The following is a 25,765-nucleotide window of genomic DNA, read 5'->3' as shown; positions in this document are numbered from 1 at the left end:
CTGGCTGACAGGTGAACTTCCAAGTTACCAGTGCCGTACGACACAGGGTGCGCTCGAACACCGGCGGTGCCGCCGGCGCCCGGGCCGCCGAGGCGTCCGTGCCGCGCGTCCGGCCCGCGTCGCGGCTGCTCAGCCCACGGGCCGGCAGCGCACCACCTCGCCGACGAAGGGCCGGGCGGTGGTGGCCACCCGGTGCTGCGCGGTCACCTGCCGCTGGTCGGGCCGGGCGGTCACCGTCACCTCTTCCCGGCCCACCTCGGCGCCGTCGCGGTCCCGGGCGCGCAGCAGGCAGACCGCCGAGCCGCCCTCCGGCACGGTGACCCGGAAGTCGACCAGCACCTGGCTGTCGGTGATCTCCGTGTAGGTGATCACCTTGGCGTCGTAGTTCGGGTCGCCGTACTGCTGGTAGAGCCGCACCGCGACCAGGGTCATGACCGCGACCAGGGCGACCACCAGCAGCGCCATCAGCAGCGGCCGGCGGCGCCCGGGCTCCCGGCGGCGGCCGTACCGGCCCGGCGGGAAGGCCGGCGCGCCCGGCGGAAGTGTGGCGTGCGTCTCGGTCACCGGCGGGTATCTCCTGGCGTCGTTGTCGGGGGCATCGGCAAGAATGGCAGAGTTCCATCTTCCCAGCCCGTCCCGTCGTCAAATATGACAGGTCGGCACCGGCAGGTCCCGGCGCGGGGGGAAGATTCCGGCAGGTCAGCCGGGCGGTCCCGCGGGGGGTCCGCCGGGGCCAGAGACGAGGAGCGCCGACGTTGGCAGAGCAACTGCGACTGATGGCCGTCCACGCACACCCCGACGACGAGTCGAGCAAGGGCGCCGCGACCATGGCGAAGTACGTCGCCGAGGGCGTGGACGTCCTGGTGGTCACGTGCACCGGCGGCGAGCGCGGCAGCGTGCTGAACCCGAAGATGGACCGACCGGACGTCTGGGCCAACATCGCCGACGTCCGCCGGGCGGAGATGGACGCCGCGCGGGCGATCCTCGGCGTCGAGCAGGCGTGGCTCGGCTTCGTCGACTCGGGCCTGCCCGAGGGCGACCCGCTGCCGCCGCTGCCCGAGGGCTGCTTCGCCCTCCAAGACGTCGAGGTGGCGGCCGGCCCGCTGGTGCGGCTGATCCGCCAGTTCCGTCCGCACGTCGTCACCACGTACGACGAGGAGGGCGGCTACCCGCACCCCGACCACATCATGACCCACAAGGTCAGCGTGGCCGCGTTCGAGGCCGCCGGTGACCCGGAGCGCTATCCGGAGCTGGGCGAGCCGTGGCAGCCGCTCAAGCTCTACTACGACATCGGCTTCTCCAAGGGCAAGATCATGGCGCTGCACGAGACGCTGCTCGCCGCCGGTCTGACGTCGCCCTACGAGGAGTGGATCAAACGCTGGGAGGACCGCCCCGACAAGGGTCCCCGGATCACGACCCGGGTCGAGTGCGCCGACTACTTCCCGGTCCGCGACGACGCGCTGCGCGCCCACGCCACCCAGATCGACCCGGACGGCTTCTGGTTCCAGGTGCCGATGGACCTGCAGCGGCGGGCGTGGCCGACGGAGGACTTCGAGCTGGTGCGCTCGCTCGTCGACAGCCCGTTGCCCGAGTCGGACCTCTTCGCCGGGGTACGCGAGACGGCCCATGCCCGCTGATCCGGGACGGGGCTACCCTGGTCACCAACCGCACACCGGAGGAACGCCATGCTGACCGCCGCACAGGTGCTCGCCCAGAACAACTTCGGGGACACCCGCACGGGTGGCCTGGCCGGGCCGATGGGCCTCTTCCTCATCCTCGTTCTGGCCGCCGCCACCGTCCTGCTGATCCGCAACATGAACTCCCGGCTGCGTCAGCTGCCCGACCGGTTCCCCCAGCAGGGCCCGCCGGAGACCTCCGACCGGGCGGACGCGGCAGTCGTCGATCCGACAGAAGGTGCACCGACGCAGGATTCATCCTCCGCCGCTCCCACCGGGCGTCAGCAGCGTCGCAACGGCTAGTCCGCCCATGATTCACGTCGAACCCGGTCGTCGCCCCCTGTTGCGGCCACCGGGTTTGCCTTAGCCTCTCGCCGGGGGGACCAAGAGTTCCCGAGCCGTGCGCGGGAGGGGGCGCCGATGACCACCACACCAGCGGCCGCCCGTCGTACCGGCGAGCGGCCCGCGGGCGGAGCGGCCCGGTGACCTCCGGCAGGGCCGGCGAGTCGACCGACCGGATCGGAGCCCGCGGCACCCCCGCGCGGCTGCTCCTGCTCACCGCCGCCGTCGCGCTGACCGCGCTGGTCGCCGCCGGGCTGGGGTGGACCGCCCCGACCGGCCTTCCCGCCGACGACCCGCTCGGCGGGCCGGCCCGCTTCGGCCTCGCCGTCGCCGTGTTCGCCGTCGCCCAGCTGGCCCGGCTGCGGTTCCGCACCGCCGCCGGGATGGTGAGCATCACCTGGGGCGAGGCCGCGCTGATCATCTGCCTCTACCTGACGCCCACCGGCTGGCTCCCCTCCGCCGCGCTCCTCGGCGCCGCGCTCGCCTGGTCGGCCATGTCGCTGCTCGGCGACCGGCGACCGGTGCTGGAGGTCGTCCGGATCACGACCTCGCTGACCGCCGCCACCGCCCTGGCCGTCTCGGTCACCACCGTGCTCGGCGAGCCGCTGCTGGCGACGCCGACCCCGGCGCTCGCCCTGGCCGTGCTCGCGGGTTCGGTCACCTACCTCCTCGCCACCGCCTGGCTCGGCGGCGCCACCCTGGCGCTGCGGCACGGCATCCCCGTCGCGCCGCCGCTGCTCGCCGCGCTGCGGGGCAAGCTGCTGATGTTCGTCGGGAACGTCGCCGTCGGCCTGGTCGTGGTGGCACTGCTGGAACTCGACGCGCGCTGGCTGCTGCTGCTCCCGCCGCCGCTCTGGCTGCTCCAGCAGACCTACCGGCACCGGCTCCGCGCCGACCAGGAGCGCCGCACCTGGCGGGCCTTCGCCGAGGCCACCGCCGCGCTCAACCAGCTCGACGAGCGGGGCGTCGCCACGGCCGCGGTGACCGGCGCGCTGACCCTGTTCAACGCCGAACTCGTCGACGTCGACGTGGCCCGGGGCGACGGCCGCTGGCGGCGCTACCGGGGCGACCCGGGCGGCCAACTGGTCGACCGGGAGGTCGCACCGCCCGGCCGGACCGAGCCGGAGGACCACGAGCTGGTGCGTACCCTCTCCGTGGGCGCCGCCCGGGTGGGCGAGCTGCGGGTCCGGTTCCCGCGCTGCGCGCCGCCCAACGCCCGGGAACGCGACGCCGTGGCCGCGTTCGGCGACGCGCTCGCCGCCGCGCTGCACGACGCCGCGACCCACCGCGAGCTGCGCCTGGTCACCGCCCGTTCGTCGTACGAGGCGGTGCACGACCAGCTCACCGGGCTGGTGAACCGGTCGGCCATGCTCAGCAAGGGCGACCAGGCGCTGCGCCAGCTCGCCCACGACCACCCGGTCGCGCTGCTGCTGCTCGACATCGACCAGTTCAAGGAGGTCAACGACACCCTCGGGCACGCGGCCGGCGACCAGCTGCTGCGGCTGACCGCCAACCGGCTGGGCACCCTCGCCCGCCCCGGGGACCTGCTCGCCCGCCTCGGCGGTGACGAGTTCGCGCTGCTGCTGACGTCGGTCCCGGTGATCGGCGACCGGGCCGCCCCGATGGCGTACGCGCTGCGGCAGGCCCGCGAGATCGCCGAGCGGCTCGCCGCGCCGACGGAGGTGGCCGGGGTGCGGATGTCCGTCGAGGTCTCCGTCGGGGTGGTGGTCGCCGACGCCGGCACCGCCGACCTGACCGAGCTGCTGCGGCGGGCCGACATCGCCATGTACCAGGCCAAGGAGGGCGGCGGCAGCGTCGCCGCGTACGACTCCGCCCGGGACGCCGCGAGCACCGACCAGCTGGCCCTGCTGGCCGAGCTGCGCGAGGCGCTGAAGACCGACGACCAGCTCGTGCTGGCGTTGCAGCCGGCGGTCGACCTGACCACCGGCGCCCCGACGGGGGTGGAGGCGCTGATCCGCTGGCGGCACCCGCGCCGGGGCTGGCTCGGGCCGCACGACTTCATCCGCCCGGTGGAGAACAGCGAGCAGCTCGGCACCTTCACCCGCTACGTGCTGGACAAGGCGCTCGCCGTCGCCGCCGGCTGGGCCCGGGACGGGCTCGACGTGCCGATCTCGGTCAACCTGTCGGCGCGCAGCCTGCTCGACCCCCGCCTGCCCACCGAGATCGGCGACGCCCTGCGCCGGCACCAGGTGCCGCCGGACCGGCTGGTCCTGGAGATCACCGAGACGGTGGTGATGAGCGAGCTGGAGGTCATCGACGAGGTGCTCGCCACCCTGCGGTCGATGGGTGTGCAGCTCGCGGTCGACGACTTCGGCACGGGCTTCTCCTCGCTGACGTTCCTCACCCGGATCGCGGTGGACGAGCTCAAGGTGGACCGTTCCTTCGTGATCCGGATGGCCGACTCGCCGGAGGCGGCGGCGATCGTGCGGACCACCGTCGGCCTCGCCCACGAGCTGGGGCTGCGGGTGGTCGCCGAGGGCGTGGAGACCGCCGAGCAGCGTTCCGCCCTGGCCGAGCTGGGCTGCACGGCCGCCCAGGGCTACCACTTCTTCAAGCCGATGCCGGCCGACAAGATCGGCGCGGTCCTGGGCACCCTCCTCGACGAGGCCCGCCCCAACGTCTTCCCGCTGCGCGCCGACGGCGCCTCCTGACCCCACCCCCCGCCGCCCCCGGGACGAGGGGAGGCCGGAGCGCGGGCGGGCGCGTCGCCGGGTGGTTATGGTCGTCGGGTGAACCGACTCGCTGACGCCACGAGCCCGTACCTGCTCCAGCACGCCGACAACCCGGTCGACTGGTGGCCCTGGTGCGACGAGGCGTTCGCCGAGGCGAAGCGCCGGGACGTGCCGGTGCTCATCTCGGTCGGCTACGCCGCCTGCCACTGGTGCCACGTGATGGCCCACGAGTCGTTCGAGAACGAGCAGGTGGGCGCCCTGATGAACGACGACTTCGTCTGCATCAAGGTGGACCGCGAGGAACGCCCCGACGTCGACGCCGTCTACATGACCGCCACCCAGGCGATGACCGGCCAGGGTGGGTGGCCGATGACCGTCTTCGCCACCCCGGACGGCACCCCGTTCTTCTGCGGCACCTACTTCCCCCGGCCGAACTTCGTCCGGCTGCTCCAGTCGGTCGCCGCCGCCTGGCGGGACCAGCGCGACGCCGTCATCCAGCAGGGCGCCGCCGTGGTCGAGGCGATCGGCGGCGCGCAGGCCGTGGGCGGGCCCACCGCGCCGCTGGACGCCGCGCTGCTCGACGCCGCTGCCGACCAGCTCGCCAGGGAGTACGACGCCACGAACGGCGGGTTCGGCGGCGCGCCGAAGTTCCCGCCGCACATGAATCTGCTCTTCCTGCTCCGGCACCACCAGCGCACCGGCTCGCCGCGCAGCCTGGAGATCGCCCGGCACACCTGCGAGGCGATGGCCCGGGGCGGCATCTACGACCAGCTCGCCGGCGGCTTCGCCCGCTACTCGGTCGACGGGCACTGGACCGTGCCGCACTTCGAGAAGATGCTCTACGACAACGCGTTGCTGCTGCGGACGTACACCCAGCTCTGGCGCCTGACCGGCGATCCGCTGGCCGCCCGCGTCGCCGCCGAGACCGCCGCCTTCATGATCGACGACCTGGGCACCCCCGAGGGCGGCCTCGCCTCCGCTCTCGACGCCGACACCGAGGGCGTCGAGGGGCTCACCTACTCGTGGACGCCGGCCCAGCTCGTCGAGGCGCTGGGGGAGGACGACGGCCGCTTCGCCGCCGACCTGTTCGCGGTGACCGACGAGGGCACGTTCGAGCACGGCACGAGCGTCCTGCGGCTGGCCCGGGACGTGGACGACGCCGCCCCGGAGGTGGCCGCCCGATGGGAGCGGATCCGGGCCCGGCTGCGCGAGGTCCGCGACACCCGGCCCCAACCGGCCCGCGACGACAAGGTGGTCGCCTCCTGGAACGGACTCGCGGTCACCGCGCTGGTCGAGCACGCCGCGCTCACCGGGGACCCCGTCACCGCCGCCGCGGCGGTCCGGATCGGCGAGGTACTGGCCGACCGGCACATCGTGGCCGGGCGGCTGCGCCGTGTCTCGCGTGGTGGGGTCGTCGGCGAGCCGGCCGGCGTGCTGGAGGACCACGGCTGCGTGGCCGAGGCGTTCTGCGCCCTGCACCAGCTCACCGGGGCGGGCCGCTGGCTGACCCTGGCCGGTGAGCTGCTCGACGTCGCGCTGGAGCGGTTCGCCGCGCCGGGCGGCGCCTTCTACGACACCGCCGACGACGCCGAGCGGCTGGTGAGCCGGCCGGCCGACCCGACCGACAACGCCACGCCCTCCGGGCGTTCGGCGATCGTCGCGGCGCTGGTCGCGTACGCGGCCCTGAGCGGCGAGACCCGCTACCGCGAGGCCGCCGAGGCGGCGCTGTCGACCGTCGCGCCGATCGTCGGCCGGCACGCCCGGTTCACCGGCTACGCGGCGGCCGTCGGCGAGGCGCTGCTCTCCGGGCCGTACGAGATCGCGGTGGTCACCGACGAGCCGGCCGGGGACCCGCTGGTGGCGGCGGCACACCGGCACGCCCCGCCCGGCGCGGTGATCGTGGCGGGCCGGTCCGGCCAGCCCGGGGTGCCCCTGCTCGCCGACCGGCCGATGGTCGAGGGGCGGCCCACCGCGTACGCCTGCCGGGGTTTCGTCTGCGAACGCCCGGTGACGACGGTGGACGACCTGGTCGGCCAGCTCGCCCGGCGCTGAGGCGCACGGCTGCGGCCGGGGTGCGATCGGCCATCCGGCGGCGCAGGTGGCGGGGCGCCCCGATAGGCTGGCGCCGCTATGGATTCCCGTACCGGTCTGCCCGTTGTCGGCATGGTGGGCGGTGGCCAGCTGGCCCGGATGACCCACCAGTCCGCGATCGCCCTCGGCCAGTCGCTGCGCGTGCTCGCGCTGGCCCCCGACGACGGCGCCGCGCTGGTCGCCGCCGACGTCCAGTACGGCGACCACACCGACCTCGCCGCGCTGCGCACCTTCGCCAAGGCCTGCGACGTGGTCACCTTCGACCACGAGCACGTCCCCACCGAGCACATCCGCACGCTGGCCGCCGAGGGCGTGAAGCTCTTTCCGCCGGCCGACGCGCTGCTGCACGCCCAGGACAAGCGCGCCATGCGGGAGCGGCTCGGCGAGCTGGGCGCACCGAACCCGGCGTGGCGAGGAGTCGCCGAGCCCGCCGACCTGGTGGCGTTCGGCGACGAGACCGGCTGGCCGGTGGTGCTCAAGGCGGCCCGCGGCGGGTACGACGGCCGGGGCGTCTGGCTGGTCGACGACGCGGCGCAGGCCGAGGAGCTGGCCAGGACCCTGCTGGCCGGCGGCACCCGGCTGATCGTCGAGGAGCGGGTGCCGCTGCGCCGGGAACTCGCCGTGCAGGTGGCCCGCTCGCCGTTCGGGCAGGTCGCCGCGTACCCGGTGGTGGAGACGGTGCAGCGCGACGGTATCTGCGTCGAGGTGCTCGTCCCCGCGCCGGGCCTGCCGGAGGAGCTGGCGGTCGCCGCCCAGCAGCTCGCCATCGACCTGGCCACCGCGCTCGGTGTGGTCGGCCTGCTCGCCGTGGAGCTGTTCGAGGTCGCCGACCGGGCCGCGCCCGGGGGCAGCCGGATCGTGGTGAACGAGCTGGCGATGCGACCGCACAACTCGGGGCACTGGACCATCGAGGGCGCCCGCACGTCGCAGTTCGAGCAGCACCTGCGGGCGGTGCTCGACTACCCGATGGGCGACACCTCGCTGACCGCTCCCGTGGTGGTGATGGCGAACGTGCTCGGCGGCGAGCCGGGCGGGATGTCGATCGACGAGCGGCTGCACCACCTCTTCGCGGCCGAGCCGGGCGCGAAGGTGCACCTCTACGGCAAGCAGGTGCGGCCCGGCCGCAAGATCGGGCACGTCACGGTGCTCGGTGACGACCTGGACGACGTACGGACGCGGGCCGCGCGCGCGGCCCGCTGGCTGCGCGAGGGGCACCAGTGAGCGCGAGAAGTGAGCTTGGGAGCCCCGCAGTCGCGAACGAGAGGCGGACCGGCGTGAGCGTCGTTGGGTTGATCATGGGCAGCGACTCGGACTGGCCGACGATGAAGGCCGCCGCCGAGGTGCTGGACGAGTTCGAGGTGCCGTACGAGGTCGAGGTCGTCTCGGCGCACCGGACCCCGATCAAGATGATCGACTACGGTCGCGCCGCAGCCGACCGGGGCCTGAAGGTCATCATCGCCGGGGCCGGTGGCGCCGCCGCCCTGCCCGGGATGGTCGCCTCGGTCACCCCACTGCCCGTGATCGGCGTCCCCGTGCCGTTGAAGCACCTCGACGGGATGGATTCGCTGCTCTCCATCGTGCAGATGCCGGCCGGCGTGCCGGTGGCCACCGTGTCGATCGGCAACGCCCGCAACGCCGGGCTGCTCGCCGTCCGCATCCTGGCCGCCGCCGACCGCGCCCTGCTCGACCGCATGTCGGCCTACCAGGCCGACCTGGAGCAGTTGGTCGCCGAGAAGGACGCGGCCCTGCGCGCCTCCCTCGCCTGAGATCTTCCGCGCCGGACGGCCCCGAGGGCCGGACGTCGACCTGGCGCTGGTCGGCGGTGGGGCCGAGATGGTCCGTGTCGTCGGCGCGTGCGAGGTAGTCGCTGTCCGTGACGGACGTCTGCGTTGCTCAGGGTAACGGTGATGGCTCGGGGTCGGAGCATTCCTTCCCTCCCTTTGCTCTGCATCCATCCACGCACCAGTGGCCTGAGCTGGGGCTTTCTCAGCACTGCGGTGGTTGACGCCTCAAGAATCCCTCACGAACGGTAACTGTTGCGTCGATGGCTGCAGAGCAAAGGGGAGACGGGGCAAGTAGCCGGTCGAGTCGATAAGTCACACTGCGTGTTCCTTGGAAGGCCGGCGACCCAACGGAAAAGCGAGACGGCGGACCTGACGCCCGCACCGGAGCGCCTGACCGCCGGCTGCCACGGGGCTCAGCGGGCCCGCCCGCGCCGGTAGCCGGGGGACGGGCCCGCCAATCTCATCGCATGCCGCGTAGGGCCGTCTGGAGGCGTTCCTGGGCGCGGCGCCGGCGCTCGTTGCTCGCGCCGAGCGCCAGCAGCAGGATGCCGACGGGGATCAGGGCCAGCCACGGACCCAGGCTGAACAGGGCGTGCACCGCCGCGATCGCCGTCACGGCGGCGCCGACGATCACCGGTGCCTGCTGCTGGCTCATCGACCCGAAGACGAGGACGGCCACGGCGCCGAGCAGCAGCAGCACCTGGCGCAGCGTGCTGGAGTCGGTGGCCAGCACGATCGCCAGGGTCGGCACGAACGCGGCGACCAGCGCGGGCCCGTACGCGACCCAGCTGCTCAGGTCGGGCCGGTGCCGCAACTCCAGCACGCCCACGAGCAGGGCGAGCGCGGCGAAGGGCAGCGTGTAGGCCTCCGGTAGCGCCACGTCGGCGACCCGCATCAGGATCCACCAGGCGGCGATCTCGCAGACCACCACCGCCCAGAACAGGATGCGCCGCTCCACCGGCCGGCGGCCCGGTCGGGTCGCCGCCACGCCCAGCACCGCACCCCAGGCGGCCAGCAGCGCCGCGATGTGCCGGGGCGAGTCGAAGGCCAACGCCAGGGCGATCAGGGCGGCGGCGTACCCGCTCCACTCGACGGTGGCCGCCTCCGGCTGGGCCTCGGGGCGACGCAGCCGGGGCAGGGTCGCGGCGAACACCTGGAGGGCCGCGCCGACCGCCAGTACGCCGAACGCGGACCAGACGGCCGCGAGACCGGCCACCAGGCCGGCGGTGAGCACGAAGAGCTGCGCCGTCAGCGAGGCGAACAGCCAACCGAGGATGCGCGCCCGCTGGGTGGTACCGAAGATCGCGGCCACCGTGCCGACGCCGACCGCGCCGCCCAGCGTGAACAGGGTCAGCTCCCGCGTCGCCAGACCGCCGATCAGGCCCGCGCTCCCGGCGGCCAGGCCGATGGCGAAGACGAGCACCCGGGCCAGCCGCAGCGAGCGGGCCCGTTCGGCCAGCGGCGGGGGCGGGGTGAGCGCCAGGCCCAGCATCGAGATGGTGAACACGGCCAGCGCCGCCAGGGTGCTCGCCGGCCAGCCGTTGCCGAGCGACACCGGGGTGATCAGCAGGGTGACGGCGGCGCCGGGCAGCACCACCGGCACGGCCCGGGAACGTCGCCCGCCGCTGAAGCCGGTGGCGGCGAGCGCGGCGGTCGCGGTGAGCAGCAGTGCGGTCAGCACATGGGTCGCGTCGACCGCGTCGGGCGGCGGGGTGAGCAGCTCCGGCGGTGGCCCCTGCCAGACCCGGCCGAGACTGCGGTGCGGATCGACCAGGGCGACGACCAGGGACGGCGCGATCGACACCAGCGCCAGGGCGGTGGGCAGCGCGGCGGCGGCGAGCGCACCGGCGGCGGGGCTGACCCGCCAGCGGCGCGTGCCGTCGTCCGGCAGCCGCCGCAGCGCACCGTCGAGGAGCACCGACCAGCGCCGGACCGGCTGGGCCGCGCCGACCGGCGGTTCGGTCGCGCCCCGGACCAGCTCCGCGAGCACCCCGAGCAGGGCCGCCGCGGCGGCGTAGACGCCGACGGGCATGCCGGCGGGGACGGCGGCCAGGGCGCTCACCGTGGCGCCGCCGACCACCGCCGCGCTCGCCCAGGGGAGGTACTGGGGGATCCGTCGCCGGACGGCGGCCACCGCCGCCAGACCCAGGCTCGACGCGGCCAACGCGGCGGTGAGCACCACCTCCGGCGCACGCCCGAACTCGGCCGCCAGCGCCGCGACGGCACCGGGGAACGCGAGCAGGGCGGCGCCGGCCGCGGCGCCCCCGATCTGGGCGAGGTGCGGCGGCATCCCCTCGGTCTCGATGTCGTCCACCAGCGGCACCGCCAGCGACCGGGCCAGCGCCGCCACCACGATGCCGATCAGCGCGATGCTGCCCAGCGCGAGCGCGGTGGTCCACGGCCGGACCAGGCCCGCCCCGGCGGCGTGCAGGGCGACGACACCGGCCACGACCGCCCGCGACAGGCCGGCGCGGGGGTCGACCGCGGCCACGGCGGCAGCCCCGAAGACGGTGGCGACCATGCCGCCGACCAGGACGGGCGACCACCACGGCAGGTCGAACGCGGCCGGCGCGCCGATCGTGGCGAGCACGGCCGCCGCGCCCGACACGTCGTACTTCCACGGTGGCGGCAGCAGCACGGCGGCGGCGACGCCGAGCAGGGCCAGCGCGACCGGGGCCTGCCACGTCGACCCACCGGTCGGCCCGGCCGGCCAACCGCTCAGGTCGCCGGCCCAGATCGGGCCCGGGGTGGCGAGCACACCCAGCCCGCCCCGCAGCGCGCTCCAGCCGGCCAGCAGCCCGATCAGCACGCCGCCGACGGCGAGGCCGACGATGGGTCCCCGTCGCCACTCCTCCGGCATGGCCCGGGCGGCCACGGCCACCACCAGCACCAGCGCGGCGGCGACGGCGAGCTGCCCGCCGGGGGCGAGGACGGCCGCGATCCGGGCCAGGGTGGCGATCAGGGCGGCGGTCACCGCCGCGGCGGCCAGGTCGGAGCCGTCCAGCGTGAGGTCGGAGCGCCGACCGGCGTCGATGGGGCCGGCGAACACCACCATCGCGGCGGCGACGAGCAGCAGGCCACCGACCCAGGCGTCGGCGGCGGTGGCGCCCGGGGCCCCGAACGCGGCGGCGGTGACGGTGACCGCGCCGAGGGCCGTACCCACCGCCAGCGGCGTCGGGATGCGGCGCTGGGAGACCTGCACGACGGCGGCGTGTCCGAGGGTGACGCAGACCGCCAGGAAGCTGGCCGCGAGCACCGGGACGGTGACCTCGCGCAGGCTCGCCGGGGTGGGCGTCGGGCCGGACGGCACGGTCGCGGCGACGAAGGCGGCCACCGCGCCCGGCAGCGCGAACGCCGCGCCGCCGGCGGCCCAGGCCGAGACGGTGTCGGCCGCCGCCGGGGCGAGCCGCATCCGGGGCGCCACGGCGACCAGGACCCCGGCGGCGAACAGGGTGAGCAGGACCGCGGTGGTCAACGCCGGCCGGGCCAGTCCCGCGCCCGCGCCGAACAGGCCGACGCCGGCGGCGGTCGCCGCGTGCGCCAGCGCCGCGCGTTCGGTGCGGGCGGAGAGCCCCACCACCCCGATGCCGACCGCCGTCAGCACCATCGGCCAGGGCGCCACCGCCCAGCCGAGACCGAACGACGCCGGTACGGCGAGCGCGGTCAGCGCCGCGCCGACCACCGCGAACTCCCGGCGGATCTCGGGTGGCAGGGCCAGCACCGCGGCGACGGTCAGCAGGAAGGCACTCGCGGCGAGCTGCCAGGCGGCCGGTCCCACGGCCGCCGCCAGCTCGGCCGGGTAGCGGTCCAGGTCGGCCGCCCAGGCCGGCAGCGCGGCCCGGACGGGGGCCACCCCGGCGCGCAGGGCACCCCCGGCGACCACCACCCCGCTGACCGTGAGCGCCACCGCCGAGGCGAGCTGCGGTCCGCGTCGGGCCGCCTCCGGCACCGCCCGGACGGCCAGCCCGGTCAGCGTGATGACCGCCGCGATCAGCAACAGCGCCCGCCCGGGGAACGCCACCGAGGCGATCCGGCTCAGCGCGCCGATCACGGCGAGGGTGAAGATCCCGGCGCCGAGGTCGGGCAGCGGCGGCCGGCGCAGCACCAGCGTCCCGGCCAGCCCCACCGCGGCGGCCAGCAGCAGCACCGTGCCGGCCCCGGTCGCGGCCGGCACGGTGCCCGCGCGGAGCAGGGCGGAGACGGCGTACGCGAGGGCGAGGGCGACCGCCACCCCGTGCAGCGCCCAGGTCAGCTCCCGCAGCCACGGCACCGGGCGGGCGGCCGGTACCCGGTCCTGCGCCGGTAGCCCGCCGTCGAGCACCTCGCCGGCCTCCTCGGGCGCCCCCTCCGGGCGGCCGTCGGCGCGGCGCTGCCGGGGCGCGGCCGGGGGACCGGCGGGTGTCGCCGAGGGCCCGGGCAGGTCCCGGCGGACCGGCCGCTCCACGGTGACCGTCGAACGTGCCAGCCAGAGGTCGAGCAGGGCCACCGCGGTCAGCACGAGCGCCCAGCCGCCCGGGCCGGTGATCCGGTCGGAGGCCAGCAGCGGCAGCACCGGCTGGGCCGCCAGCACCGTGGCGAACCGGGGGGCGCGCAGCCCTGTCCAGCGCGCGTAGCCGAAGGAGACGCCGGCGGTGACGGCGAAGATGATGGCGGCGAAGATCGCGCCTGAGGCGCCGCCGTTGCCGATCCGGTCCACCGCCCACAGCGCGTAGCCGGCGAGCGGCACCAGGAGCAGGCCGACCGCGGAGATGGTCTCGGCGGTCGAGGTCAGCCCGCGCCGGGCCAGCACCGGCGGGGCGAGCAGCATCAGCACGGTCGCGAGCAGCAGGATGCCCAGCCGGGCCAGCGCGTCCATGGAGCTGGTGGCCACCGCGGCGAAGACCACGGCGGCGACCCCGAGCAGCAGCGCGCCGAGCCCGAGGGGGATGTTCTGCACCTCGCGGGAGGACGCCTCCGGGGGGTGCTCCGGGTCGTCGGCGTCGAGCCAGGTGGCGGTCGACGGCGGCGGCGGGGGCGGGTCCTCCGGGCCGGCCGGGGTGCCCTGCCGGGGGACCCGGGGCGGGGCGCCGGTGGCGGCCGTGGGCGGCCGGCGGCCCGGCCTGCGGCGCAGTACCCGACAGGGGCGGGTGGCCTGCTTGAGACGTTCCTCACCCGCGTGGGCGAGGATGTCCCGCTGGAAGAGCGCGGCCTGCATCTTGGCGGCGATCTGCCGCTGCTCGCTGGCGATGGCGGCCTCGCGGGCCTTCATCTCCGCGATGGACCGCTCGATCTCCGCCAGGTGCTCGACCCACTGTGGCTGGTGCGCACCGCAGTGCGGGCAGCTGACGGCCGGTTTGATCTCCCGGCCGCACGAGGAGCACTGAAAGCTCGCCACGACACCCCTCCACCCGCACTGTGGACTCCCACCTTGGCAGCATGCCCAATGTGGGCGCGGATTTCGACAGTTGTCGGCGGGTCCGGGGCAAAGATCGTCCACGCGGACGGCGAACGGCCGGTCGCGGAGCGTGCTCCGCGACCGGCCGTCGGTCGTCGATCGTCAGGGGCGGCCCATGCCGCGGTACTCCCAGCCGGCCTGCGTCCACAGTGCCGAATCCAGGCAGTTGCGGCCGTCGACCACCTTGCGGCCGGCGGCCAGCTCGCCGAGGGCCACCGGGTCGGCGTTGCGGAAGTCGGCCCACTCGGTGAGTACGCAGACCAGGTCCGCCCCGGTCACGGCCTCGTTGATGCCGGGCTCGTAGACCAGCTCGGGCGCCACGGCGCGCGCCCGCTCCATGCCCTGCGGGTCGTAGACGTGCACGTCGGCGCCGGCCTTGCGCAGCAGCGAGGCGACGGAGAGCGCCGGCGCGTCGCGTACGTCGTCGGTGTTGGGCTTGAAGGTCGCGCCGAGCACGGCCACGCGCGTGCCGGAGAGGTCCGGTCCGGCGGGCCCGGAGCGGCGGCCGAGCAGCTCGGCGGCGAGCTGGACCACCCGGGTCCGGCGGCGCAGGTTGATCAGGTCGACCTCGTGCAGGAAGCGCAGCGCCTCCCCGGCGCCCAGCTCCTGGGCGCGGGCCTGGAACGCGCGGATGTCCTTGGGTAGGCAGGCACCGCCGAAGCCGAGCCCGGCCTGGAGGAACCGGTTGCCGATGCGCGGGTCGAAGCCGATGGCCCGGGCGAGGTGGGTGACGTCGCCGCCGGAGGCCTCGCAGACCTCGGCCATCGCGTTGATGAAGGAGATCTTGGTGGCGAGGAAGGCGTTCGCGGCGACCTTGACCAGCTCGGCGGTGGCGAAGTCGGTGACCACCAGGGGCACCTCGCGGTCCTCCGTGGCGGCCAGGTCGAAGACGCCCTTGTGGGCGGCGTAGAGCATGCCGTTGGCCCACTCGCTCTTGACGCCGACGACGATCCGGTTGGGCCGCAGCACGTCGTCGACGGCGAAGCCCTCCTGGAGGAACTCCGGGCTCCACGCCACCTCGACGCCCAGGTCGGCGGGGGTGTGCTTGCTGACCAGCTGCTCCACCCACTCGGCGGTGCCGACCGGCACGGTCGACTTGCCGACGATCAGCGCCTTGCGGGTCAGGTGCTGGGCCAGGCTGGTGACCGACGCCTCGACGTACGACAGGTCGGCGCCCATCCCGTCGGCGCGCTGCGGCGTGCCGACGCAGATAAAGTGCACGTCACCGAACTCGGCGACCTCGGCGATGTCCGTGCTGAACCGCAGCCGCCCGGCCGCCAGGTTGCGCTTGAGCAGCTCGTCGAGGCCGGGCTCGTGGATCGGCACCTCGCCGGCGTTGAGCATGGCGATCTTGTCGGCGTCGACGTCGAAGCCGAGAACCTCGTAGCCGAGTTCCGCGTAGCAGATGGCGTAGGTCGCACCGAGATAGCCGGTGCCCAGGAAGGTCACCCGCGGCCGCTGCGCGCCGGAGGGGGGCGTCACCGCGGCGATGGCGGGCATCGGCTGGGTGTTCGGGTACGGGATCGTCACGCCTGTCTTCTCCGCTCGCGCTGGCGTCGCGTCGTCGCGTCGCGTTCTGCTGCGGCGCCTGGGCGGGCACCGGAGGGACTCTAACGTCTGCCTGTTCCATCGTCGCCGGGCGGCGTCGGCGCTCCACCACGTCCAAGGCTACGCGGCGGTAACATGACCTGAACTCTGTCGCTATCCTTCAGTCTGCGCCGTCGGCGGTCAGGAGACGCTACAGACTGCGCATGATAGCGGTGAAGGGGAGGGGCCGACATGGCCGCAGAGCAGTCGTTCGACGTCTACCGGTTGCCCGAGGAGCACGAGGCGATCCGGGAGGCGGTCCGTGAGGTCTGTGCGGCCAAGGTGGCGCCGCACGCCGCCGAGGCGGACGAGACCGGCGAGTTCCCGAAGGCGTCCTACGACGCGCTGCGGGCCGCCGACTTCCACGCCCCGCACGTCCCCGCCGAGTACGGCGGCGCGGGCGCGGACGCGCTGGCCACGGCCATCGTGATCGAGGAGGTGGCGCGGGCCTGCGCCTCGTCCTCGCTGATCCCGGCGGTCAACAAGCTCGGCACCATGCCGCTGCTGCTGGCCGGTTCCGAGGAGCTCAAGCGGCGCTACCTGACCCCGGTGGCGGCGGGCGAGGCGATGTTCTCGTACTGCCTCTCCGAGCCGGAGGCCGGCAGCGACGCGGCGTCGATGACCACCCGCGCGGTGCGTGACGGCGATCACTGGGTGCTCAACGGCGTGAAGCGCTGGATCACCAACGCGGGGGTGTCGGAGTTCTACACCGTCTTCGCGGTGACCGATCCGTCGGCCCGGTCCCGGGGCATCTCCGCCTTCGTGGTCGAGAAGTCCGACGCCGGGGTCAGCTTCGGCGCCCCGGAGAAGAAGCTCGGCGTCAAGGGCTCGCCGACCCGCGAGGTCTACCTGGACAACGTCCGGATCCCCGCGGACCGCATGATCGGCGCCGAGGGCACCGGCTTCGGCACCGCGATGAAGACCCTGGACCACACCCGGGTCACCATCGCCGCGCAGGCCGTCGGCATCGCCCAGGGCGCGCTCGACTACGCCAAGGGGTACGTCCAGGAGCGCAAGCAGTTCGGCAAGGCGGTCGCCGAGTTCCAGGGCGTCCAGTTCATGCTCGCCGACATGGGCATGAAGCTGGAGGCGGCCCGGCAGTTGACGTACGCGGCGGCCGGCAAGTCCGAGCGGGGCGACGCCGACCTGACCTACTTCGGCGCGGCGGCCAAGTGCTTCGCCTCGGACGCGGCCATGGAGATCACCACCGACGCCGTGCAGCTGCTCGGCGGCTACGGCTACACCCGCGACTACCCGGTCGAGCGGATGATGCGGGACGCCAAGATCACGCAGATCTACGAGGGCACCAACCAGGTGCAGCGCATCGTGATGGCCCGTCAGCTCCTGAAGGGCTGAGCCGGGTCGGCGGGCGGGCCGGTCGTCCGGCCCGCCCGTGTCCTCACCGGATCCCGGTCCCCCCGCCGCCCGCCAGCCGGCGCGCGTGCGGCGGGAGCGTCAGCGGATCTCGGTCGTCGTCTCGTCCTCCGGGCGGTTGCCGGCGCGCGGCGGCGCCGACCAGGGCGAACCCCCGCCGGTGCGGCGCGGCAGCGGCTCCGTCGGCGTCTCGTCCGGGTAGCCGAGGCTCGGCGGGGCGGTGTCCCGGTCGGCCGGCTCGGCCGGCGGCCAGTCGGTCAGCGTGAAGTCGTTGCGCTCCGGCCCCTCGGCGGGCGCCGGCGTCGGCTCGACCACGGGTCGGGGCCACCGCCGCCACCGCTGCCCGCTGAAGGTGGCGACGACCAGCAGCATGCCGATGAGGAAGAGCGTGCCGTTCTCCACCGGCAGGTGCAGCGGCAGGGGGTCGCCGAAGACCTTCCAGCCGTCCGGGATGCGGTCCCGCACCTCGAAGGGCGCGACGAACATTCCCACGTACGGGGCGGCGAGCAGCAGCCCGGCCACGAGCGGGCCGAGCGGTGACGTACGCAGCGTGCCGAGCAGGCCGAGCAGCACCCCGCCGACGGCGAGGTAGACGGCGGGCTCGATGAGATTGGCCGAGTTCGACGTGCCGATCTCGACCCAACGGCCGACGGTGCCCGCCGACCCGTCCTGCCCGAGGGTGACCAGCACCCACGTGACGGGCGCCACCACCAACCCCGCGAGGAAGCTCCAGAGATGTCGCATCCGCGCACCGTACCGTTTCCGACATGACCGAGCACCCCTCCACCGCGCCGGCCGGCAAGCCGACCTCCTACTCCCGGGTCACCCTGAGCCGGATCATGACCGCGGTCGACGTCAACCTCTACGGCACCGTGCACGGCGGGGTGCTGATGAAGTTCATCGACGACGTGGCGGGGGCCGCCGCGGCGCGGCACAGCGGCGGCACGGCGGTCACCGCGGCCATCGACGAGATCGTCTTCACCGAGGCGGTCCGGGTCGGGGACCTGCTGCACGCGCACGCCCAGGTGAACTGGACGGGGCAGACCTCGATGGAGGTCGGGGTCCGGGTGGTGGCCGAGCGGTGGGACTCGGCCGAGGACGAGCCGGTGCGGGTGGCCACGGCGTACCTGGTCTTCGTGGGCGTCGACCTCGGCGGCGCGCCGCGGGCGGTCCGGCCGGTGCTGCCGGAGAGCCCGGAGGACGAGCGCCGGTTCCGGGAGGCGGAGATCCGCCGCGCGCACCGGCTGGCCCGGCGACGCGCCATCCAGGCCCACCGCGCCGGCTGACCCGCCAGCGGCCCGCGCCGGCGGGCACGTCGGGCCCCCGCGCCGGCGGACGTGTCAGGCATGGCTCCGGCGGACGTGTCAAGCCTGGCTCCGGCGGCCACGTCAGGGCCGCCGCGCCGGCCTCGGGCGAGACAGGGCGGGGCACTTCCCCGCCCGGCCCACACAGGGGCATGGTGGGGCATGTGGGTTCCGCACGTGCGCCGACGGAGGTCGGGTGCGGAGAATGGCGCTCTGAGGTAGGGCAAGATGGCGCCACGGCCCATTTCACAGTGTCGTGCGGGGCCAGGGGAGGGTGGAGCAGTGGGTGACGTGCTGTGGACGCCGCCGGCGGACGTACGCGAGCGGTCCCGGATCGGAAGCTACCTGCGCTGGCTGCGTGAGCACCGGGGGCTGGACTTCGCCGACTACGACGAGCTTTGGCGCTGGTCGGTCACGGACCTGGACGCGTTCTGGCGGTCGGTCTGGGACCACTTCGAGGTGGTCGCGCACACCCCGCCGACCGCCACACTGAGCGGCCAAGGGATGCCCGGGACCAGGTGGTTCCCCGGCGCCACCCTCAACTACGCCGAGAACGTGCTGCGGATGCCGGGCCGGGCCGACGACGACCCGGTGGTCATCGCGCACGGCCAGACCCGGGCGCCGGTCACGCTCACCGCCGCCGAACTGCGCGAGCAGGTCCGCCGGGTGGCCGCCGGGCTGCGCCGGCTCGGCGTCACCGCCGGCGACCGGGTGGCCGCCTACGCGCCCAACATCCCCGAGACGTACGTGCTGCTGCTCGCCACCAGCAGCCTGGGCGCGATCTTCTCCTCCTGCGCGCCGGAGTTCGGCACCCGCAGCGTCACCGACCGGTGGCAGCAGATCGAGCCGAAGGTCCTCGTCGCCGTGGACGGCTACCGCTACGGCGAGAAGCCGGTGGACCGGCGCGGCGAGGTGGCCGCGATCCGGGCCGCCCTGCCGTCGGTGGAGCACACCGTCAGCATCGCCTACCTCGACCCGGCCGGACCGCCGCCCGAGGGCGCGCTGGCCTGGTCCGAGCTGGCCGCCGGCACCGACGAGCCGCTGGCCTTCACGCCGGTCCCCTTCGACCACCCGCTCTACGTGCTCTACTCCTCCGGCACCACGGGGCTGCCGAAGCCGATCGTGCACGGCCACGGCGGCATCCTGCTGGAGCACCTGAAGATGCTCGCCCTGCACCACGACCTGGGCCCGGCGGACCGGTTCTTCTGGTTCACCACCACCGGCTGGATGATGTGGAACTTCCTGGTCTCCGGGCCGGCGGTGGGCGCGGCGATCGTGCTCTTCGACGGCAACCCGGGCCACCCCGACCTGGGCGCCCTGTGGCGGCTGGCCGCCGAGACCGGCACCACGTACTTCGGCACGTCCGCGCCGTTCCTGTTGGCCTGCCGCAAGGCCGGGCTGGTGCCGAGGGAGACCGCCGACCTCTCCGCGCTGCGCGGGGTCGGCTCGACCGGCGCGCCGCTGCCCGCCGAGGGCTTCACCTGGGTGTACGAGACGGTCGGCGACGACCTCCAGCTCCAGTCGCTCTCCGGCGGCACGGACGTCTGCACCGGGTTCGTCGGCGGCGTGCCGCTGCTGGCGGTGCACGCCGGTGAGATCACCTGCCGGGCGCTCGGCGCCAAGGTGGAGGCCCGGTCGGCCGACGGCACCCCGGTCGTCGGCGAGCTGGGCGAGCTGGTGATCACCGAGCCGATGCCGAGCATGCCGGTCGGCTTCTGGAACGACGCGGACGGCACCCGCTACCGGGAGGCCTACTTCGACCTCTACCCGGGCGTCTGGCGGCACGGCGACTGGATCACCATCAACGAGCGGGGCGGCTGCGTGATCACGGGCCGTTCCGACGCCACCCTCAACCGGGGCGGCGTGCGGCTCGGCACCGCCGAGTTCTACTCGGTCGTCGAGGGGCTCGACGAGGTCGTCGACTCGGTGGTCGTGCACCTGGAGGACGACGAGGGCGGCGCCGGCGAACTGCTGCTGTTCGTGGTGCTCGCCGAGGGGTTGGAGCTGGACGACGCGATGCGGAAGAAGATCTGCCGCGAGCTGCGTACCGCCCTGTCGCCCCGGCACGTCCCGGACGAGATCCACCAGGTGCGGGCCGTCCCGCGCACCCTGTCGGCGAAGAAGCTGGAGGTGCCGGTGAAGAAGATCCTGACGGGCACCCCGGTGGACTCGGCGGCGGCCAGGGGCGCCCTGGCCAACCCGGAGTCCCTCACCGCCTTCGCCACCCTCGCCCAACACCGCACCCCCCGCCCCTGACCCACCCCGCCCCCCTGCCCCGCCCCCCTGCCCCGCCCCCGCCCTACGCGTCGATCATGGAGTTGTGGTGGGCGGAATATTCTGCTCTGCCCGTTTTGCGGGGCACCACAACTGCATGATCGACGCGCTAGGGCGTGATCGACGCGCGAGGGCACGGGCGGGTGGGTGGGGGAGTGGGGGAGTGGGGGGTCAGGGGAGGGGGTGGGTTACTCGTTCCGTGGTGGCGCGGGTGGGGAGGGTGGAGGGGTCGGCGTTGGCGCAGAGGACCGTGGTGGCGTTGGCCGTCAGCGGGGCGAGCAGCCAGTCGACCGGGTCCGGGTACGTCCCCGTGTCGATCAGGACGCGGTCGCCGCGCCCGATGCCCCACTGCGCCGCGCGGGCGGTCGCGCGGACCAGCAGCTCCGCCTCGACCGGGCCACCCTTCGCGTACGGGCTGAAGTGGTCGCCGTGCGCGCGTACCTCCGACACGTAGTCGGCGAAGCCGGGCGGCACCTGACGCATCGGCAGGGCGAACGGGTCGAGGGCGAGGACGTAGCGCTCGCCCGCCGACCAGGATTCCGCCTCGGCCAGCCGCGTGGCGGCGGCGAAGAGCACGTCCACGTCGCCCGGCGTGTCGGCGACGTTCAGCCCGGCCGACCAGCAGCCGAGCAGCACCGCGGCGGTCTGCCAGTGCGGGGGCAGCAGCACCGCGGCGACGTCGCCGGGGCCCACGGCCACCTCGTCGACGAGCAGGTTGGCCGTCTTGGCCACCCAGTTCGCCAGCGTGGCGCCGGATAGCTCGGTCCGTTCGCCCGTGGCGTCGTCGTACCAGGTCAGCAGCGGTCGGGTCGGGTCGGTCGCGATCGCGTCGGCGAAGACCCGGGCAATGTTGTCGGCCATCGGCGCGAACGATACCCCCGGTCGCCGTGCTCGATGACGACGACAAGTCGGCGTACGGTCGGGTCGCAGTCAGCGTCCGCGCCGGGCTCCGGCGTAGGCTTGCCGGAGTGTTGTTCCCCACAGGCCCGTCAGTTCAAGGAGTCGCCCCGTGACCGCCGGTCGCCCGCCCCGCGTGCTCATCGACGCCACGAGTGTCCCCGTCGACCGTGGTGGTGTCGGTCGATACGTCGACGGGCTGCTCGGCGCCCTCGGCAAGGTGTGCGGGTCGGGGGTGGAGCTGGCCGTCGTCTGCCTCCGCACCGACCTGGAGCGCTACAGCCGGATGCTGCCCGGTGCGGAGATCATTCCGGCCCCGGCGGCCGTCGCGCACCGCCCCGCCCGGCTCGCCTGGGAGCAGACCGGTCTGCCGCTGCTCGCCCAGCAGGTGGGCGCGCAGGTGCTGCACTCGCCCTTCTACACCTGCCCGCTGCGCGCCGGCTGCCCCGTCACGGTGACCGTGCACGACGCGACGTTCTTCACCGAGCCGGAGCACTACGACAAGTCGCGGCGCACCTTCTTCCGCAGCGCGATCAAGACGTCGCTGCGCCGCGCCAACCGGGTGATCGTGCCGAGCAAGGCCACCCGCGACGAGCTGATCCGGCTGCTCGACGCCGACCCCACCCGGATCGACGTGGCCTACCACGGCGTCGACCACGCGGCCTTCCACGCGCCCGGCGACGAGGAGAAGGCCCGGGTCCGGGCCCGGCTGGGGCTCGGCGGCACCAACTACGTGGCCTTCCTCGGGGCCAAGGAGCCGCGCAAGAACGTGCCGAACCTGATCCGCGGCTGGGCCCGCGCGGTGGCCGACCGGGTGGATCCGCCGGCCCTGGTGATCGCCGGCGGCCAGGGGCACGACGACGACATCGACCGCGCGGTGGCGGAGGTCCCGTCGCACCTGCGGCTGCTCCGTCCCGGCTATCTCCGCTACGCGGACCTGCCCGGCTTCCTCGGCGGGGCGCTGGTGGCCGCCTACCCGTCCTACGGGGAGGGTTTCGGCCTGCCGATCCTGGAGGCGATGGCGTGCGCCGCCCCGGTGCTCACCACGCCCCGGCTGTCGCTGCCGGAGGTGGGCGGCGACGCGGTCGCGTACACCAGCGAGGCGCCCGACCAGATCGCCACGGACCTGGCCGCGCTGCTCGACGACGAGCAGCGGCGGTTGTCCCTGGCCAAGGCCGGTTTCGACCGGGCCAAGGAGTTCACCTGGGAGTCCAGCGCCGAGGTGCACATCGCCGCCTGGAGCCGGGCCCGGTCCTGACCGCCGCGACCGGCGGCGCGAGAATGCGTCCCCGGTCAGGCGAATCGGGCATGATGTGCGGGTGATTTACGCCGTCATCCCGGCGGGTGGCAGTGGCACGAGGTTGTGGCCGCTGTCCCGCGCCGGCCATCCCAAGTTCCTCCACCCGCTGACCGGCTCCGCCGCCTCGCTGCTCCAGGCGACGGTGGACCGGCTGGGCCCGCTGACCACCGCCGAACGCACCCTGGTGGTCACCGGGACCGCGCACGTGACGGCGGTCGCGCGCCAGCTCGCCGGGCTGCCGGAGGAGAACATCCTGGTCGAGCCCTCGCCCCGGGACTCGTGCGCGGCCATCGCCCTGGCCGCCGCGGTCATCGCGCGGCGCGACCCGGAGGCGGTGATGGGTTCCTTCGCCGCGGACCACCTGATCGGTGATCCGGAGCGCTGGCGGGAGGTCGTCCGGGAGGCGGTACGCGGTGCCGAGCGGGGCCTGCTGATGACGGTCGGCATCACCCCGACCCGGGCCGAGACCGGCTACGGCTACCTCCAGACCGGCGACCCGGTCGACGGGGGCCCGCTGCGGCCGGTGGCGGAGTTCAAGGAGAAGCCGAGCGCCGAGGTGGCCGAGGCGTACCTGCGTTCCGGGCGGCACCTCTGGAACGCCAGCATGTTCGTCTGGCGGGTCGACGTGTTCCTCGCCGAGCTGGCCCGCCAGCAGCCCGCCCTGCACGCCGGGATCGTCGCCATCGCCGAGGCGTGGGGCACCGGGGAGCAGGACGACGTGCTCGGCACGGTCTGGCCGACGCTGCCGAAGATCTCCGTCGACTACGCGGTGATGGAGGGCGCGGCGACCGCCGGCCGGGTGGCGACCGTGCCGGGCGACTTCGGCTGGAACGACGTCGGCGACTTCCACACCCTGGGCGAGGTGCTGCCCGCCGACGCGGACGGCAACGTGGTGCTCGGCGCCGACGCCAAGCCGGGGGTGCTGCTGCACGACAGCGCCGGACTGGTGGTGGTGCCCTACTCCGGGCGGCTGGTGGCCGCCGTCGGCGTGCACGACCTGGTCATCGTCGACACCCCGGACGCGTTGCTGGTCTGCCCCCGGGACCGGGCGCAGGACGTCAAGAAGGTCGTCGACGAGCTCAAGGAACGGGGCGAAGAGGGGCTCGTCTGAGCGTCGCCAGGGCCGGGGCGACCAGGTGCGCCGTCCCGCCGGCCAGCGGCTCCGGCAGCCGGTCCGGCGGGAACCAGCCCAGCGCCTCGGACTCCTCGCTGACCCGCTCCACCGCGCCGGGCGGGGCGAGCACGGCGAAGCGTACGTCGTGGTGCAGCGAGCCGCCCTGGCAGCTGACCGGGTGGATGTCGACGTCGATCGGGACGGGGTCGATCCGTAGGCCGGCGATGCCGGACTCCTCGCCGGCCTCGCGCAGGGCGGCAGCGGCGAGGGTCCGGTCGGCCGGCTCGCAGTGCCCGCCGAGCTGCACCCACCGCCGGAACTTGCCGTGCAGGCAGAGCAGCACCCGTGACCCGGTGGCGTCGAGCACCAGCGCGCTCGCCGTGACGTGCCCGGGCCGGTGCGCCCGGCTCATCGCCACCGGCCCGGCGGCCAGCAGCGCCACCGTGCGGTCGCGGGCCTCGGCGGCGGCCGGTCCGGTCGGCTCCCACCGGCGCAGCGTCGCGACGGCGTCGGCGTGCAGGGCCGCGTACACCTCGACGTCCGACGGCGTCCGGGAGGCGGCGGTGGGGGAGTCGGCCATGTCGACACTGTACGAGCCGGCGCTTCGTACCCTGGCCCGGTGACCCTGCGACTGTTGGAGTTCGTCGTGGCCGGCAACGAGGCCAGCGACCTGCTGCCGGTGCGCTCCGTGCCGCTGCTGCGGGCGCACGGTGCCCGGCGCGGCTTCTGGACGGTGCTGGACGAGGGGCCGGTGGAGCACTGCCTGGCCCTGCTGCTGGAGCTGGACGACGGCCGCTGGGTCGCCCACCACGTGGCCGCCGACGCCGGGGCGGAGAACGGCCGCACGGAGGACGGCGAGGCGCTCGCCCACCACGACGGCTGGGTGTACGTCTTCGGCTCCCACTTCGGTTCGAAGGCGGGACCGCTGCGCCCGCGACGCGCCTTCGTGGCCCGGTTCCGCGAGGACGACGCGGCGGCGGGCCCCCTGCCGGTGCAGGTGGTCCGCAACCGGTTCCGGCTGCACCGGGCGGTCAACGACGCCCTGCTGAAGGCGGCGTTCACCCCGCTGCCGCCGGGCGAGCGGGTGCGGGCCCGGTTCATCGGGGAGACCGTCGCCCGGGGCACCGCCCGGTCGAAGGGCTGGGTCAGCCGGCTCGTCCCCGACGACCTGCCGCTCAACGTCGAGGCGGCGGCCTTCACGCCGACCGGCGGTGTCCTGCTCGGGCTGCGGTTCCCGGTCACCGCCGACGGTGAGCCGATCCTGATCGAGCTGACCGGTGTGCCGGGCATGTTCGACCCCGCGCCGAGCTGGCCGCGGGCGTCGGGGGCGTACGTCCTGACCGGGGTGACGCCGCCCGGCGCGCTGGCCGGCTTCCGGGCGATCACGCCCACGGACGACGGCGGCTACGCGGCGATCGTCGGGTCGATCGACGCGTTGGGCAAGGGCTCGGTGCTGCTCGACGACCACCCGACCGGCGGCGAGGTCACCTCCCGGCACGTCCGGTTTCCCCCGCCCGGCGACGGGCACCTGGTCCCCGGCGGGCTGGTGGCCGACCTGGCGCCGTTCCACCACGTGGAGGGAGTGGCCGAGTGGGGCGGGCAGAGCTTCTACGTCACCGACGAGGACCATCGGGTGGCGCTCTGGGTCGACTGACCTGCGGTGGACCGGCGGCCGGACGACACCTCCGCGGAACGTGGCCGCAGACCCTCGTGGTGCCGCCCGGTCGCCGGCTTCCCCGTCCCCCGGGTGCCCGGTTCCGGGCGCGTCGGGTGACGTGCCCGCCCCCGTGTGCGGGCAGTGAGAGCATGCCGAACGGTCCCCGGGGGCGTCGAGGTCTTTCAGTCCACGCTTAAAGACGGAGATAAGTGCCGGCCAGGTACAGTGCAAACGGTTG

General features: G+C 74.6%; 18 protein-coding genes. 12 read left to right on the top strand and 6 right to left on the bottom strand.

All coding sequences use genetic code 11. The features are described from left to right. Positions 1-129: 129 nt before the first annotated feature. Entirely contained in the window at positions 130-564 is a 435-nt protein-coding gene (locus ACFHW0_RS24635; RefSeq protein ID WP_416611208.1) for a DUF4307 domain-containing protein, read from the bottom strand. 191 nt (positions 565-755) lie between these two features. Between ACFHW0_RS24635 and mca the strand changes: the two genes are divergently transcribed. The 6 genes from mca to purE all read left to right on the top strand — a co-directional run bounded on the left by mca (position 756) and on the right by purE (position 8,568). After that, positions 756-1,637, top strand: coding sequence for a mycothiol conjugate amidase Mca (mca, locus tag ACFHW0_RS24630; protein WP_416611207.1), 882 nt, complete (start codon positions 756-758; stop codon positions 1,635-1,637). A gap of 48 nt (positions 1,638-1,685) precedes the next feature. After that, positions 1,686-1,979: a hypothetical protein gene (locus tag ACFHW0_RS24625; RefSeq protein ID WP_416611205.1), complete on the top strand. Its 294-nt coding sequence runs from the start codon at positions 1,686-1,688 to the stop codon at positions 1,977-1,979. Between the two features lie 215 nt (positions 1,980-2,194). Further along, positions 2,195-4,690: a putative bifunctional diguanylate cyclase/phosphodiesterase gene (locus tag ACFHW0_RS24620; RefSeq protein ID WP_416611281.1), complete on the top strand. Its 2,496-nt coding sequence runs from the start codon at positions 2,195-2,197 to the stop codon at positions 4,688-4,690. 78 nt (positions 4,691-4,768) lie between these two features. Further along, the gene (locus ACFHW0_RS24615; RefSeq protein ID WP_416611203.1) at positions 4,769-6,763 is read left to right on the top strand and encodes a thioredoxin domain-containing protein; all 1,995 of its coding nucleotides are present in this window, start codon (positions 4,769-4,771) and stop codon (positions 6,761-6,763) included. Between the two features lie 78 nt (positions 6,764-6,841). Beyond that, on the top strand, positions 6,842-8,023 hold the full coding sequence (locus tag ACFHW0_RS24610) for a 5-(carboxyamino)imidazole ribonucleotide synthase (protein ID WP_416611201.1): 1,182 nt from the start codon (positions 6,842-6,844) through the stop codon (positions 8,021-8,023). A gap of 53 nt (positions 8,024-8,076) precedes the next feature. After that, a complete protein-coding gene (gene purE / locus ACFHW0_RS24605; protein ID WP_311414331.1) occupies positions 8,077-8,568 on the top strand; it encodes a 5-(carboxyamino)imidazole ribonucleotide mutase in 492 nt (163 codons plus the stop codon). A gap of 478 nt (positions 8,569-9,046) precedes the next feature. Here purE and ACFHW0_RS24600 read toward each other — a convergent pair whose 3' ends face one another. Further along, on the bottom strand, positions 9,047-13,960 hold the full coding sequence (locus ACFHW0_RS24600) for an SCO7613 C-terminal domain-containing membrane protein (RefSeq protein WP_416611198.1): 4,914 nt from the start codon (positions 13,958-13,960) through the stop codon (positions 9,047-9,049). Between the two features lie 162 nt (positions 13,961-14,122). After that, on the bottom strand, positions 14,123-15,550 hold the full coding sequence (locus tag ACFHW0_RS24595; RefSeq protein ID WP_416611196.1) for a UDP-glucose dehydrogenase family protein: 1,428 nt from the start codon (positions 15,548-15,550) through the stop codon (positions 14,123-14,125). A 249-nt stretch (positions 15,551-15,799) separates the two neighbouring features. Here ACFHW0_RS24595 and ACFHW0_RS24590 point away from each other — a divergent pair, with 249 nt between their 5' ends. Further along, positions 15,800-16,963, top strand: a complete 1,164-nt coding sequence (locus ACFHW0_RS24590; protein WP_416611194.1) for an acyl-CoA dehydrogenase family protein — start codon at positions 15,800-15,802, stop codon at positions 16,961-16,963. 99 nt (positions 16,964-17,062) lie between these two features. On the opposite strand, the gene ACFHW0_RS24585 is transcribed toward ACFHW0_RS24590, so the two are convergent. Further along, positions 17,063-17,725 carry a hypothetical protein gene (locus ACFHW0_RS24585; RefSeq protein ID WP_416611192.1) on the bottom strand — a complete coding sequence of 221 codons (663 nt, stop codon included), beginning with the start codon at positions 17,723-17,725 and terminating at the stop codon, positions 17,063-17,065. A 23-nt stretch (positions 17,726-17,748) separates the two neighbouring features. Here ACFHW0_RS24585 and ACFHW0_RS24580 point away from each other — a divergent pair, with 23 nt between their 5' ends. Both ACFHW0_RS24580 and ACFHW0_RS24575 read left to right on the top strand, forming a co-directional pair. Continuing rightward, on the top strand, positions 17,749-18,267 hold the full coding sequence (locus ACFHW0_RS24580) for an acyl-CoA thioesterase (protein WP_121396503.1): 519 nt from the start codon (positions 17,749-17,751) through the stop codon (positions 18,265-18,267). A gap of 300 nt (positions 18,268-18,567) precedes the next feature. Then, positions 18,568-20,541, top strand: a complete 1,974-nt coding sequence (locus ACFHW0_RS24575; protein ID WP_416611190.1) for an acetoacetate--CoA ligase — start codon at positions 18,568-18,570, stop codon at positions 20,539-20,541. A gap of 189 nt (positions 20,542-20,730) precedes the next feature. Here the strand turns inward: ACFHW0_RS24575 and ACFHW0_RS24570 are convergent, their stop codons facing one another. Continuing rightward, a complete protein-coding gene (locus ACFHW0_RS24570; protein ID WP_416611188.1) occupies positions 20,731-21,420 on the bottom strand; it encodes a TIGR03089 family protein in 690 nt (229 codons plus the stop codon). A gap of 148 nt (positions 21,421-21,568) precedes the next feature. On the opposite strand from ACFHW0_RS24570, the gene ACFHW0_RS24565 reads away from it, so the two are divergent. Both ACFHW0_RS24565 and ACFHW0_RS24560 read left to right on the top strand, forming a co-directional pair. Continuing rightward, the gene (locus tag ACFHW0_RS24565) at positions 21,569-22,714 is read left to right on the top strand and encodes a glycosyltransferase family 4 protein (RefSeq protein WP_416611186.1); all 1,146 of its coding nucleotides are present in this window, start codon (positions 21,569-21,571) and stop codon (positions 22,712-22,714) included. Between the two features lie 61 nt (positions 22,715-22,775). Further along, the gene (locus tag ACFHW0_RS24560; protein WP_416611184.1) at positions 22,776-23,867 is read left to right on the top strand and encodes a mannose-1-phosphate guanylyltransferase; all 1,092 of its coding nucleotides are present in this window, start codon (positions 22,776-22,778) and stop codon (positions 23,865-23,867) included. On the opposite strand, the gene ACFHW0_RS24555 is transcribed toward ACFHW0_RS24560, so the two are convergent. After that, positions 23,836-24,450 (bottom strand): NUDIX hydrolase, encoded by a 615-nt coding sequence (locus tag ACFHW0_RS24555; RefSeq protein WP_416611183.1) that lies wholly within the window; start codon positions 24,448-24,450, stop codon positions 23,836-23,838. The two genes, ACFHW0_RS24560 and ACFHW0_RS24555, sit on opposite strands and share 32 nt — an antisense overlap. A gap of 39 nt (positions 24,451-24,489) precedes the next feature. On the opposite strand from ACFHW0_RS24555, the gene ACFHW0_RS24550 reads away from it, so the two are divergent. Then, positions 24,490-25,524 (top strand): hypothetical protein, encoded by a 1,035-nt coding sequence (locus tag ACFHW0_RS24550; protein WP_416611181.1) that lies wholly within the window; start codon positions 24,490-24,492, stop codon positions 25,522-25,524. Positions 25,525-25,765: the final 241 nt, after the last annotated feature.

Origin of the sequence: Micromonospora sp. LOL_025 (genome assembly GCF_048060285.1) — a bacterium.
Classification (GTDB): Bacteria; Actinomycetota; Actinomycetes; order Mycobacteriales; family Micromonosporaceae; genus Micromonospora.
This window is presented reverse-complemented; position numbering and strand designations above follow the sequence as displayed.